Source organism: Micromonospora sp. NPDC047187 (assembly GCF_040643355.1).
GTDB classification, from domain to species: Bacteria; Actinomycetota; Actinomycetes; order Mycobacteriales; family Micromonosporaceae; genus Micromonospora; species Micromonospora salmantinae.
In genome coordinates this window covers 469438-482032 of sequence record NZ_JBEYUF010000002.1, presented here as the reverse complement: position 1 = coordinate 482032, position 12595 = coordinate 469438, and the positions used below count along the sequence as shown (strand labels likewise).

Genomic DNA, 12595 nt, shown 5'->3' with positions numbered 1-12595 from the left:
CGCGAACCGGCAGCAGTGTGAACCCTTCGGTTAGTGGCGCCCTGGAGCTTCGGTGGTGTCCGGCTGGAGGCCGGTGAGCATGGTGTCGACAAGCGAGGTGTCGTGTTTCGCGGCGCGGAACAGCGGGTGGTCGAGCGTCGATCGGAGGAAGTCCCGGGTGGTCGCCACACCAGGCCCTTCGATGGCGCACTCGTCGAGCGCCCGGGCCATCCGGGCCAGGGCCTGGGTGCGGTCCGGCGCCCAGACGACCACCTTCGCGAGGAGGGAGTCGTAGTCGGCCGGGACCCGGTAGCCGGCGTACCCGTGCGTGTCGACCCGGACGAACGGGCCGGCGGGCAGGTCGAAGCGGGTCAGCTCACCCGGCGTCGGTACGAAGCCGCGCGCCGGATCCTCGACGTTGAGGCGACACTCGATCGCGGTACCGCGCGGCGTCACGTCGGCCTGGGTCAGCGCCAGCCGCTCGCCGGCCGCGACGAGGATCTGTTGCCGCACCAGGTCGACGCCGGTCACCAGCTCGGAGACCGGGTGTTCGACCTGGAGCCTGCAGTTGACCTCCATGAGGTGGAAGTCGTCCCCACCGCCGACCAGGAACTCGAAGGTGCCCGCGCCCACGTAGCCGACACCGAGCGCGCCGGTGACCGCGGCGGCGGTCATCCGGTCGACCATGTGTTGCGGCAACCCGGGCGCGGGCGACTCCTCGATCAGCTTCTGGTGACGCCGCTGCACCGAACAGTCGCGCTCGCCGAGGTGGATGCCGTTGCCGTAGCGGTCGGTGAGCACCTGCACCTCGACGTGGCGGGCCGACTCGAGGTAGCGCTCGATGTAGACCCGGTTGTCGCCGAAGAGCAGCTGTGCCTCGGCCCGCGCGGACGCGAACTCGCCCAGGAACGAGGCCGGGTCGCGGACCACCCGTACGCCCCGACCGCCGCCACCGGCGACCGCCTTGATGATCAGCGGGAAGCCGATCTCGTCGGCGACCGCGCGGGCGTGGGCCGCCGACTCGACGGCGTCGGTAGTGCCGGGGAGCACGGGTAGGCCGAGGCCCGCCATGATGCCCCGCGTCCGGGCCTTGTCGCCCAGCGCGGCCATCACGGCGGGCGGCGGCCCGATGAACGTGATCCCGTCGGCCTCGCAGATCTCGGCGAAGTCCGGGTCCTCGGAGAGGAATCCGTAGCCCGGGTGGATGGCGTCGGCTCCCGTGCGGCGGGCCGCCTCGATGATGGCCGGGGCGCTCAGGTAGCTGCGCCGGCTGGGACCGGGCCCGATCTGGACGGCTTCGTCGGCCAGCCGCACCACCGCCGAGTCCCGGTCGACGGTCGAGTAGACCGCCACGGTACGCAGCCCCATCTCCCGGCAGGTCCGGGCGATCCGGACCGCGATCTCGCCCCGGTTGGCGATCAGCACCGACTCGAACACTGGGTCAGCCCTCCGACACAGCTAAGGCGATCAACCGTTCGCCGTACTCGACCGGGGTCGCGTTGGGCACCAGCACCTTCACGACCTCGCCCGCGCGGTCGGCTTCGACCGGGATCATCATCTTCATCGCTTCGAGGATCGCGACCTGCTGGCCGGGCACGACCTGGTCGCCCTCACTGACGAACGGGTCAGCGCCTGGCGACGGCGCGAGGTAGAGCGTCGCGACCATCGGTGCGCACACGTAGTGCAGACCGGCGTCGGCCTCCACCGGCGGGACCGCCGGGACCGCCGCCACCCCGGGTGCGCCGTCCGGCCACTCCACCTCGACCACCAGGTCGCCGTGCTGGAGCCGCGCACGGCGGACCGGACCTGGCGTCGACCCGATCAGCCGCGCGAGACTGCGGACCGCGGCGTCCAGCGGGTCGGCGTTACCCTCCGGCATTCGTCAAACCTCCGATCTGTCGGAAGCGGGCCCGGCGCTGGGCCCGCACCTCCTCGCGGCTGAGACCGGCCAACTCCGCGAACGCGTCGACAACCGCCCGGTGCACGGCCGAGGCGGTCGCCCCGGGATCGGCCGGTGCCCCGCCGGGTGGTTCGGGAACCACCCCGTCGACGATGCCGAGCGCCAGCAGGTCGCCGGCCTGGAGCTTGAGCTGCGCGGCGGCCTCGTCGGCCCGACCGGAGTCGTTCCAGAGGATCGCCGCGCAGCCTTCCGGGCTGATCACCGAGTACGTCGCGTTGGCGAGCATCAGCACCCGGTTGCCGACGCCGAGGGCGAGGGCACCTCCGCTGCCGCCCTCGCCGGTCACGATCGCGACGACCGGAACCGTCAGCCCGGCCATCAGCCGGATGCTGTCGGCGATGGCGAGGGCCTGCCCGTTCTCCTCCGCCGAGATGCCGTGGTAGGCGCCGGGCGTGTCGATCAGCGTCACGATCGGCGTGCCGAGCTTCTCGGCCAGGCGCATCAGCCGGGCCGCCTTGCGATAGCCGGCCGGTGTGGCCATGCCGAAGTTGCGGCTGGCCACCTCGGCGACCGTGTGGCCCTTCTGGTGGCCGATCACCACTGTGGGTCGGCCGTCGATCAGGCCGACGCCGCCGACGATCGCCGGGCAGTCACTCGCCAGGCGGTCGCCGTGCAGCTCCACGAAACCGTCCACGAAGTGGCCGATGTAGTCGAGTGTGGACGGTCGACCGAGATCGCGGGACAGCGCCACGACCGCCCACGGGTCCGCCGACTCGGAAGGCGCGGTCGCCCGTACCGGGTGAGGATCCGGCGCGGACCGGTCGGCCCCCGCGAAGGCCAGCAGCCGGCCGATGGTCGGCCGCAGGTTCGAGCGGGGCACCAGGTCGTCGAGCATGCCGCGGGCGAAGAGGTACTCGGCGGTCTGGAAGCCGGCCGGCAGTGGCTGACGTAGCGTCTGCTGGATGACCCTCGGCCCGGCGAAGCCGAGGCGCGCTCCCGGCTCGGCGAGAATGACGTCGCAGAGCGTCGCGAACGACGCCGCGACGCCACCGTAGGTCGGGTCGCTGACCAGCGAGATCGTCAGTACCCCGGCCTCGTCGAGGGCTCCGAGCGCCGCGCTCGTCTTGGCCATCTGCATGAGCGACAGCACGCCCTCCTGCATCCGGGCGCCGCCGGAGGCGCTGACGATCAGCAGCGGCGTACGGGTTTCGAGCGCCAACTCGGCCGTCCGGGTGATCCGCTCACCGACGCCGGAGCCGAGGCTGCCGCCGAGGAACCGGAAGTCCATGACCGCCGCTATCAACGGCTGCCCCTCGACAGTGCCCCGGACGCAGACGACCGCCTCGTCGAGCCCGGTGCGCCGGCGGGCGGCCTCGATCCGTTGCGGGTAGGGCAGGGTGTCGACGAACCCGAGCGGATCACCGAAGGCGCCGACCGGTGGCAGCTCCTCGACCGAGTCGAGATCGAAGAGCTGCTCGATCCGCTGGTGCGCGGTGACCTGGTCGTGGTGGTCGCACTCCGGGCAGACGCCCAGGTTGCGCTCGACCCGGCGCTGGTAGAGCAACGCCCGGCAGCCCGGGCAGATCAGCCAGCTCTTGCCGACGGGCGTGTTGACGGTGGCGGTCATGACTGCCCGCGTTCGGCCGCGGCCTTCTCCACGATCTCCCGGATGCGTGCCTGCTGCTCACGTGTGGTCCGGTTGAGGTGGGCGGTCATGCCCTCGTCGTCGGCGTGCCCGCCCGGCCGCATCTCGAAGTCCTGTACCCACCGCATCCGCACGCCGCCGTCCGGGATCTCGGTGTATTCCCAGAACAGGTTCATGTACTTGAAGGCGCCCGTCTCCAGCCGCCGTGCCCGGACCACCCGGTCGCTGCGGTCGGGCACCCGCTCGGAGACCCAGCTCCAGACCCGGCCGGCCGGGTCGGGGTGCATGGTCAGCCGGAAGACGACGGCCCCGTCGGCGGACGTCGAGAGCACTTCGGTGCTGGCGTACTCGCTGAACAGGGAGGGCCAGTTGGGGATGTCGTTGGTCAGGTCCCAGACGAGGTCGAACGGTGCGTTGATGACGACCGCGTTGTCCGTGTGTCCGGCCATGGGGTCACCGATCCGCGAGTCGTTGGTTGATGTAGTCGACGGCGAGCCGCGGCGTCTTCATGATCGACACGGCGTCGTCGGGGATGCGGACCTCGTACTCCTGCTGCACCCGCGCCGCCAGCTCCAGCAGCGCGAGCGAGTCGTAGCCGAGGTCGTCGAACGGCGCGTCGAGCGTCGCCGGATCGGCCCAGTCGGTCTGCTCGACCACGCCGGAACTGGTCTCCAGGATCCGACGCAGGTCGTCGAGGGTCAGCTGGCTCATGAGTTTCCTCCCGTCGGTCGCTGCCACCCGTCGCGCACGCCGCCGACCTGTGGCACCGGCGACTCGGGGTGCGGGACCTCCTCGGTGTCGACGTGGCCCAGCTCGGGGCGCGGCGCGAGCGGGCTGATCTGGAACACGATCAGCGCGGTCTCGCCACCGGCGTTGACGATGCGGTGCCGCTGGCCGCGACGGACCATGAGAGCCTCGTCGGGCGCGAGCTTGACCTCCGCGCCGTCGACGCGGATCACGACCTCGCCGCGCACCAGATAACAGAACTTGTCCGAGTACGGGTTGTACTGCTCCGCCAGGAACTCGCCCGGCTCCAGGCGGACCGTGCCCATGAAGCCCTCCGTCGCGTCGACGGTCTTCGGGCTGAGCAGGATCCGCACCTCGCCGCCGATCCGGTTGATGCCGGGCACGTCGGTGGCGGCGACCTTCACGATCGGTTGCCGATGCATGATCATCCCTTCTCTGCGACGAGCACTCGGAACGGCAGGTCCGTCGGGTGGACGGTGGCCGGGCCGAAGCCCGCCGCGGCGAGCGCCCGGTTGTAGGCGGCGACAGAGTGCGACTCCCCCTCGAAGGTCCAGACCAACATCAACACCGAGAAGAGGTACGGCGCCGGGTCCAGTGCCGGCGACTCGTCGCCAGTGGTGAACCCGACGATGACCAGCCGGCCACCCGGCTTGACCACGGAACCGAGGCGGTTCACCAACTCGTGCACCCGCTCCTCGGAGAAGTGGTGGGTGACGTTGGTGAGCAGCACGACGTCGTACGGGCCGCCGAGATCGGTGGTGAACATGTCACCCGGCAGGAACGACGCCCTGTCGCGCACACCGAGCCGCTCGGCGTGCTTCTCCGTCACGGCGAGCACGTTGGGCCAGTCCAGCGAGGTCACCGCCGCCTGTGGGTTGTGCTGCGCGAGGGTGTAGCCGTAGACGCCGTGGCCGCAGGCGACGTCGAGGATGTCGAGTTCGGCGCGCTCCTTCGTCCACGGCGCGAGCGCCTCGGCCATCACCTCGGCGGTCGGCTGGGCGACCTTCGTCGCGTACGCGGCGAAGTCCTCCCAGTAGGTGTACTCCGGGGTCTCGGCGTGCACGTCGAGCACTGTGCCGCCGGCCCGTACGGCGGCGCTGAGGTCGCGCAACGCGTCCCACTCCCAGTCGCTCGACATCACCTTGACCATGCCGCCCAGGTAGTCCGGACGGGTGCTGACCAGGTGGTCGGCGGCCGCCGGGGTGAGCGAGAAGTGCTCGCCGGTCCGGTCGGTGAGACGGATCGCGGTGAGCGCGTCGAGCAGGATGCGCGCGCCCCGCGGGTGGATGCCGAGCTTCGGAGCGAGCCCGCTGGCCGTGGCCGGGCCCGCGGCAAGCGCGTCGAACACACCCAGCTCGACAGCGGTACGCAGCAGGCTCGTCTTCTTGTATGCCTGCATCATGTCGTTGATGTCGCGGCGGGTCAGCGTCACGTGATGCTCCCTGTCTCGGGGCTCCAGGTGTAGAAGGGCGTGGCCTTCGAGTCCTGCAACTCGGTCATGCTGTCCGGCGCGTAGCGCTGCAGGTAGGCCGAGAGTCGGCGGTTGACCTCCTGGAAGTCCGCTCGGGCTCGGGCCGCGAGGAGCTTGTCGAAGACGTCGGTGTCGGCCTCGAGCAGGTGCATGTAGAGGTCCTGGTACTGGAAGAGCGTGCGCCGCGAGATGCCGACGACGTACGGCATGTCGCCCTTGTCGTGCTCGGCGAAGAGCTCGGCGACCGCGTCGGCGTGACCGGGGGCCATCCGCATGACCATGAGGGCGCGGTAGGACATGTGCTCACGCTCCCCGCAGGATCGTGGCCAGGGCGGCGGCAAGGGTCTGCGCCCGGTCGTCGACCGGGCCGGCGCTGCGCCAGGCGACGATGCCGTCGGGGCGTACCAACAGCGCCCCGCCGGGGCCGACCCCACAGCTCGCGAGCCACGAGCCGTCGTCGGCGAGGTCACCGTCGGGGCCGGCGGTCAGCGCCTTGATCGGAAGCCCGGTCTCCGCCGAGACCGCCTCGGCCGCCGCGAGCCAGGCGTCGTCGCCCGGAGCAGTGGCCAACGTCCAGCCCTCGGTCAGCACGTCGATCGTGGAGACCCGAGCGCCGTCGTGGTCGACCCAGCCGTGCGGGGCACGCGATCCGGGTTGGCCGGTGAAGGTCAGCTCGCGGGGCAGCAGCTCGGTGTCGGCGGGCGCGCCGACGATCGCGTTGGAGGTGTACCGGTAGCCCATCGTCACGATGACGAAGTCCCGGTAGGCGGCCTTGTCCTCGTCGGCGAGCTGACCCCGGGTGCGGAAGAGCATCCACGCCTGGTCGGCGGTCGCCGCGCCGACCGGACGACGCTCGGCTTCGTAGGAGTCGAGCAGGCTCTCGTCGGCTCGCCCCTGAAGGACGTCGGCGAGCTTCCACGCCAGGTTGTGCGCGTCCTGGATGCCGGCGTTGACACCGAAGCCGCCGGCCGGCGGGTGGGCGTGGCAGGCGTCGCCGGCGAGGAAGACCCGCCCCGCCTGGTACGCGTCGGCGACCATGTGCCGCGCGTCCCAGGGCTGGGCCGACTCGACCTCGACCTCCAGCTCGGGGTCACCGGCCGCGATCCGGGCCAGCTCGACGCACCGTTCCGGGGTGAAGTCGGCCGGCGACTGTCCCCGCTCGGGGTAGTAGTTGACGCCGAACATCCACCGCCCCGGCTCGATGAAGAGCAGCAAACCCTGGGCCAGCTGGTTCATCAGGTAGATCAGCGTGAAGCGTGGTGCCGACTCGGGCAGGTCGACCTTGGCGCGGAAGATGATGCTGACGAAGTTCCCGGCGACACCGTTGCTGCGGTTTCCGATCTGGAGCAGTTCGCGGACCGGGCTCTTCACGCCGTCGGCAGCGACGACGTAGCGCGCCCGGATCGTGCGCGTCGTGCCGTTGTCGTTGACTGTCGCGGTCACCCCGTCAGGGTCCTGGGTCAGCCCGATCAGCTCGTTCTGGAAGCGGATCTCCGCGCCCGCCTCGACGGCGGCGTCGTAGAGCAGCGGCTCGTAGTGGTCCTGGCCGCACCAGATCGGCCAGCTCGGCGTGAACTTGTCGTAGTCGACGTCGTGCGCCTCCATGACGAACGACTTGTGGAGGTCGGCCAGGGACTGGGCGCCGAGCATGACCAGTGGCGTGGCGCGGCCGGCGCGGACGAGGTCGAGTTCGGCGCCCGGCCCGACGATCTTCATGCCGGCCTGCTGCACGGCCGGCTCCAGGCCGACGGTGCGGAAGATCTCCACAGTGCGGGCGTGCAGGCCGGTCGCGCGGGGGATCGTCGACAGCCGAGGCCGACGTTCGACAAGGATCGGCCGGATCCCCTTGCGGGCCAGGAAGAGCGCGGTCGACAAACCGACCGGGCCGCCGCCGACGATCAGGACGTCGGTGCTTCCGTCAGACATGAGCGTCCTCCGTGTAGACGACTTTGTAGAGGTGGCGTTCCGGCGTGGCGATCGCGCGTACCTCGCCGAAGTGGGGGTGGACCTCGGGGTTCTGGAGCATCGCCGTGAAGTGCTCTTCGCTCTTCCACTGCGCGTAGTTGACGACCCGGGTCCCGTCGAGGCTGGCGTGGATGTTCGCCGACACGAACCCGTCGACCTTGGACATCACCGCGTCGGTCGCCTCGATCAGGATGTCGACGAGCTTCTGCTGGTTGGCCGGCTCGACGGTGAAGACGTTGACCATCGTCACGACCGGCTGGTCGATGCCGATGTGTGCCATTGCGGGCTTCCTTTCCTAGATCGGACGCGCTTCGAGCAGGGCCCAGCCGCGGGATGCGGGGGTGTTGACCAGCTCGAAACCGGACGCGGTGAACAGCGCCTGCCATTCGCGGAGGTCGCGCTCCTTGCCGCCGAAGAGCACCAGCATGTCGATGTCGATGATCTTGGCGTGGTCCCACTGGTTGCGCGGCGGCACGATCTGGTCGATCGCGATGAGGCGGGAGTCGGCGTCGCCGATCGCCGCGCGGATCCGACGTAGCAGCGTGACGCAGGTGTCGTCCGGCCAGTTGTGGACGATCGACTTCAGGATGTACGCATCCGCGCCGGCCGGCAGTTCGTCGGTGAAGAAGTCGCCGCCCCGCACCTCGACCCGCTCGGTGACGCCGTGCTCCTTGAGCAGCGGTTCGGCATCGGCCACGACCTCGGGCAGGTCGAAGAGGACACCGGTGCCCTCGGGGTGGCGCTGGAGCATCTTGGCCAGGAAGTAGCCGTTGCTGCCGCCGATGTCGGCGATCCGGCCGAACCGCTCGGGCGCCAACTCCGCCGCGAACCGGTCGGCGAGCCGCCGGCTCCAGTGGGCCATGAAGCCCTCGAAGAACCGGTTGGCCTCCGGGTGGGCCTGGAGGTAGTCGTAGAAGCCCATGCCGAAGACCTTGTTGAAGGCCGGCTCGCCGGTGCGGACGCTGTGCAGGATCTCCGCGTACGGGAGGCGGTTGAAGTCGGCGCCGCTGAACTGCACCATTGGCCGCAGCCCGCCGATCCGGGCCGACGTCAGCCCCTCGCCGAGCGGGGTCAGCGCGAACGACCCGTCCTCCTGCTCGTCGAAGATGCCGACCGCGCAGGCCGCGCGCAGGATCCGCCGCAGCGCGTCCTCGTGCGACTCGGTCGCCGCCGCCAGTTGGGCGACCGGCACCGGTCCGTCGACGAGCAGGTCGGCGACGCCGAGTTCGGTGACCACGTAGATCACGTTGGCGATCTGTTTGGCGCTTCCCAGCACCGCGATCTGCCGTTCGCGCAGGTCGAGTGCCTGCTGCTCGTCGAAGTTCGCGACGGCGGCGAGGCTGGCGTCGGTCATCGTCCATTCCTTTCGTCGGTCACGACCATGGCCGCGTTGAACCCGCCGTAGCCCCTGGCGAGGACGAGCGCCGCGCGTACGGGTGTCTCCCGCGCGACGTCGCGCACCAGGTCGAGGTGCAGGCCCTCGGCCGGCTGGCGGATGTTTGTGGTGGGCGGGATGACACAGTGCCGGATCGACAGCAGCGCGGAGACGAGGTCGAGCGCCGCCCCGCCCGAGTAGAGCCGGCCGGTCATCGTCTTGGGCGCGGTCACCGGCACCCCACGTGGGCCGAAGACCGCGGTGATCGCCTCGGCCTCGACGCGGTCGAGCTCCGCGACACCGGCGCCGTCGGCGAAGACGACGTCGATGTCGGCCGGTGTGAGACCGGCGTCGGACACTGCCATCTCGGCCGCCCGACGCAGACCCGGCGGACGGCCGGAGCCGGGCCGGGGGTCGAACGTGGCGCCGTAACCGGCGATCACCCCGTAGACGGCGGCCCCGCGCCGGGCAGCGGCGTGTTCGTCCTCCAACACGAGGATCGCCCCGCCCTCGCCCGGCACGTAACCCGACGCGTTGGCGTCGAACGGCAGGTAAGCCGTGGCCGGATCACGCCCCGTGCTGAGGAGACCGTTGGCGAGCTGGGCGGTCCAGCCCCACGGACAGAGCGACGCGTCGACGCCGCCGGTCATCACGAGCTGCACGCCCTTGCGCACCTGGCGTCGGGCCTGCGCCACCGCGTCGAGCCCGCCCGCCTGCTCGGTGACGAGCACGCCGGTCGGCCCACGCATCCCGTGGCGGATGGAGATCTGGCCGGTGTTGACAGCGTAGAACCAGGCGAACGACTGGTAGGCGCTGACGTGCTCGGAGCCCTTGCTCCAGAGCTTCTCCAGCTCACGATGGCCGAACTCGAAGCCGCCCGACGCGCTGGCCGTGACGACACCCATGCCGAACTCGGGCAGCGCCGACGGGTCGACCGACGCGTCGGCCAGCGCCCACTGCGCCGCCGTCAACGACAGCCGGGTCATGTGGTCCGTCTGCGCCATCAGCCGGCTCGGGATGTGATCGGCCGCCTCGTACCCGGGCACCTCGCCGGCCAACTGGGCGGGATAACCCGAGGGGTCGAAACGGCTGATCGGCCCGATGCCACCCACCCCGGCGACGGTGGCCGCCCAGAAGGCGTCGCGGCCCAACCCGTTGGGCGCGGCCACCCCGACCCCGGTGACGACAGTGGTCATGCCACACGCGCCAGGAGCATCGCGCTCTGGAAGCCGCCGAACCCGCTGCCCACGCTCAACACCACGTCGGTCTGCTGCTCACGGGCGGTGAGCGGCACGTAGTCGAGGTCGCACTCCGGGTCGCGTTCGTGCAGGTTGGCCGTCGGCGGCACCGCCCCGTGCTTGATCGCCAGAGCCGAAGCCGCGATCTCGATCGAGCCGATGGCGCCGAGCGAGTGGCCGATCATCGACTTGATCGAGCTGACCGGGGTGCGGTACGCGTGGTCACCGAGGCTCCGCTTGAACGCCGCAGTCTCGTGCCTGTCGTTCTGCTTCGTACCCGAACCGTGCGCGTTGATGTAGTCGACGGCGTCGCCGGGCAGCCGGGCGTCGGCGAGCGCCACCCGGATCGCCTCGGCCATCTCCCGCCCGTCGGGCCGCAGGCCGGTCATGTGGAACGCGTTGGAGCGCGAGGCGAACCCGACCAGCTCGGCGTAGATCTGCGCACCTCGCCGGCGGGCGTGCTCGAGCTCTTCGAGGACGAACATCGCCGAACCCTCGCCGAGAACGAACCCGTCGCGACTGTTGTCGAACGGCCGCGAGGCGTGCGTCGGGTCGTCGTTGCGGGCCGTGGTCGCCTTGATCGCGTCGAAGCAGGCCACGGTGATCGGCGAGATCGGGGCGTCGGTCGCGCCGGCGATCATCACGTCGGCCGAGCCCTCCCGGATCAGCTCCCGGGCGTGGCCGACCGAGTCGAGGCCCGACGTGCAGCCGGTCGAGACCACAGTCGCCGGACCCTCCGCCCCGACCGACCACGCCACCTCGCGGGCGAACGAGCTCGGTACCAGATAGTCGTAGAGGTGCGGGGTGGCGTACCGGTGGTCGGTCAGCCATTTCCGGCCGCCGTCGCTGACCACGACGTACTCCTCTTCGAGGCTCATCGTGGCCCCGACCGCCGTGCCGACGCTCACGCCGACCCGGGTCGGGTCGGCGACCTCGAAGCCGCTGTCGGCCAGCGCCTCCCGGGTGCAGACCACCGCCATCTGGGCCGCCCGGTCCATCCGGCGGACCTCCTGCGGCGACAGTCCCTCGGCGACCGGGTCGAAGTCGGCCTCCGCGGCCACCCGCGACCGGAAGGGGGTGGCGTCGAAGAACGACAGGGTACGGGTGGCCGTGCGGCCAGCGGTCAACAGTTCCCAGAACGCCTTGGTGCCCAGTCCACCGGGGGCGATGACGCCAATCCCGGTGATGACCACCCGACGGTCGGATGTGCTCGTCATGGAAGACCTCCTGGCCGCGATGTCCGTGTGAAAGCTAGGGACGGCCGGTCGAACGGCGCTGGAGCGTCGGTCGAGGGCCTGTCACGAGGCCCTGGCGAGCCCCGGGCGCAGTGGCCCGCCGGCGGCCAACACCTCCCGCTGGAGCCGCTGGAGGTCAGGCGAAGGGTCCAGGCCCAACTCCTCACTGAGCACCCGGCGCAGGTGGTGGTACGCCTGCAACGCCTCACCACGGCGCCCGGAGCGGTTGAGCGCCACGATGAGCTGGCGGTGGAACCACTCGTTGAGCGGGTACGTGCCCACGAGATAGCGCAGCTCGCCGATCAACTCGCGGTGGCGGCCGAGCGTGATGTCGGCCTGGATGCGCAGCTCCAACGCCCGGATCCACTGCTCCTGGAGGTGGATCGCGTGCGCCTCCAACGCCGGCCCGAACGTCACGTTGGCGCCCACCGGCCCCGTCCACATGGCCAGCGCCCGCCGCAGCACCTCGGCGCCCTCCTCGGGCCGGTCCGACTCGATGTGCGAACGGCCCTGGTCGAGCATCGTCTCGAACACCTCGGCGTCGAGCTGGCCCGGCTCCACCCTGAGCAGGTAGCCGCGGGCACGGCTCTCCAGCACCGTCCGGTCCGGGGTCTCTATGCCCTCCTTCGCGAAGAGCTTGCGCAGGTGGTAGATGTAGGTCTGCACTGTGGTGACGGCGCTGCGCGCCGGATCGTCACCCCACAGCTCACGGATTATCGAGTCGACCAGAACGACCCGATTGGCCCGCATCACCAGCAGCGCCAACACGGTCCGCACCTTCGGCGGCGTCGGCGTGCAGATCCGGCCCTCGTGGATCACTTCCAGCGACCCGAGGATCTCGTACCTGACCACAGTGGTCCCCCCATTCCCCATAGCACTCGTCGAGACGCTCTCAAGCTATGGATGGGCGGAGGGTGTCGGAACGACCGCAGGTAGCGACATCGCGGGTTCTTCCGAGGATCGATGCGTGTCGAAAGTTGTACGGCGGATACCCCTTTGATCGCTCGATGCTTCCTCCAGGCAACCTCCACCAGGGGCGG

General features: G+C 70.5%; 14 protein-coding genes. All 14 read right to left on the bottom strand.

Going from position 1 to position 12595, the window contains the following annotated elements; all coding sequences use genetic code 11:
* Positions 1-30: 30 nt before the first annotated feature.
* On the bottom strand, positions 31-1416 hold the full coding sequence (locus ABZ794_RS06770) for an acetyl-CoA carboxylase biotin carboxylase subunit (protein ID WP_210781788.1): 1386 nt from the start codon (positions 1414-1416) through the stop codon (positions 31-33).
* A 4-nt stretch (positions 1417-1420) separates the two neighbouring features.
* On the bottom strand, positions 1421-1858 hold the full coding sequence (locus ABZ794_RS06765) for a biotin/lipoyl-containing protein (RefSeq protein ID WP_151496891.1): 438 nt from the start codon (positions 1856-1858) through the stop codon (positions 1421-1423).
* Entirely contained in the window at positions 1845-3506 is a 1662-nt protein-coding gene (locus tag ABZ794_RS06760; protein WP_210781787.1) for an acetyl-CoA carboxylase carboxyltransferase subunit alpha, read from the bottom strand. Before ABZ794_RS06760 ends, ABZ794_RS06765 begins: the two co-directional genes overlap by 14 nt.
* Positions 3503-3973 (bottom strand): SRPBCC family protein, encoded by a 471-nt coding sequence (locus tag ABZ794_RS06755; RefSeq protein WP_112626174.1) that lies wholly within the window; start codon positions 3971-3973, stop codon positions 3503-3505. The genes ABZ794_RS06760 and ABZ794_RS06755 overlap by 4 nt, the downstream gene beginning before the upstream one ends.
* 4 nt (positions 3974-3977) lie before the next feature.
* Positions 3978-4235: a phosphopantetheine-binding protein gene (locus ABZ794_RS06750; protein WP_210781786.1), complete on the bottom strand. Its 258-nt coding sequence runs from the start codon at positions 4233-4235 to the stop codon at positions 3978-3980.
* Complete coding sequence (locus ABZ794_RS06745) at positions 4232-4696, bottom strand: cupin domain-containing protein (RefSeq protein ID WP_210781862.1); 465 nt, start codon at positions 4694-4696, stop codon at positions 4232-4234. Before ABZ794_RS06745 ends, ABZ794_RS06750 begins: the two co-directional genes overlap by 4 nt.
* Positions 4696-5703, bottom strand: a complete 1008-nt coding sequence (locus tag ABZ794_RS06740) for a methyltransferase (protein WP_238690777.1) — start codon at positions 5701-5703, stop codon at positions 4696-4698. The genes ABZ794_RS06745 and ABZ794_RS06740 overlap by 1 nt, the downstream gene beginning before the upstream one ends.
* Positions 5700-6041: a TcmI family type II polyketide cyclase gene (locus ABZ794_RS06735; RefSeq protein ID WP_112581708.1), complete on the bottom strand. Its 342-nt coding sequence runs from the start codon at positions 6039-6041 to the stop codon at positions 5700-5702. Before ABZ794_RS06735 ends, ABZ794_RS06740 begins: the two co-directional genes overlap by 4 nt.
* A 4-nt stretch (positions 6042-6045) precedes the next feature.
* Positions 6046-7668 (bottom strand): FAD-dependent oxidoreductase, encoded by a 1623-nt coding sequence (locus ABZ794_RS06730; RefSeq protein ID WP_210781785.1) that lies wholly within the window; start codon positions 7666-7668, stop codon positions 6046-6048.
* A complete protein-coding gene (locus tag ABZ794_RS06725) occupies positions 7661-7987 on the bottom strand; it encodes an antibiotic biosynthesis monooxygenase family protein (protein WP_210781784.1) in 327 nt (108 codons plus the stop codon). The genes ABZ794_RS06730 and ABZ794_RS06725 overlap by 8 nt, the downstream gene beginning before the upstream one ends.
* 15 nt (positions 7988-8002) lie before the next feature.
* The gene (locus tag ABZ794_RS06720; protein ID WP_210781783.1) at positions 8003-9061 is read right to left on the bottom strand and encodes a methyltransferase; all 1059 of its coding nucleotides are present in this window, start codon (positions 9059-9061) and stop codon (positions 8003-8005) included.
* Positions 9058-10278, bottom strand: a complete 1221-nt coding sequence (locus ABZ794_RS06715) for a ketosynthase chain-length factor (protein WP_210781782.1) — start codon at positions 10276-10278, stop codon at positions 9058-9060. Before ABZ794_RS06715 ends, ABZ794_RS06720 begins: the two co-directional genes overlap by 4 nt.
* Entirely contained in the window at positions 10275-11537 is a 1263-nt protein-coding gene (locus ABZ794_RS06710) for a beta-ketoacyl-[acyl-carrier-protein] synthase family protein (RefSeq protein ID WP_091394937.1), read from the bottom strand. Before ABZ794_RS06710 ends, ABZ794_RS06715 begins: the two co-directional genes overlap by 4 nt.
* A gap of 81 nt (positions 11538-11618) precedes the next feature.
* A complete protein-coding gene (locus ABZ794_RS06705; RefSeq protein WP_210781781.1) occupies positions 11619-12428 on the bottom strand; it encodes an AfsR/SARP family transcriptional regulator in 810 nt (269 codons plus the stop codon).
* Between the last annotated feature and the right edge of the window lie 167 nt (positions 12429-12595).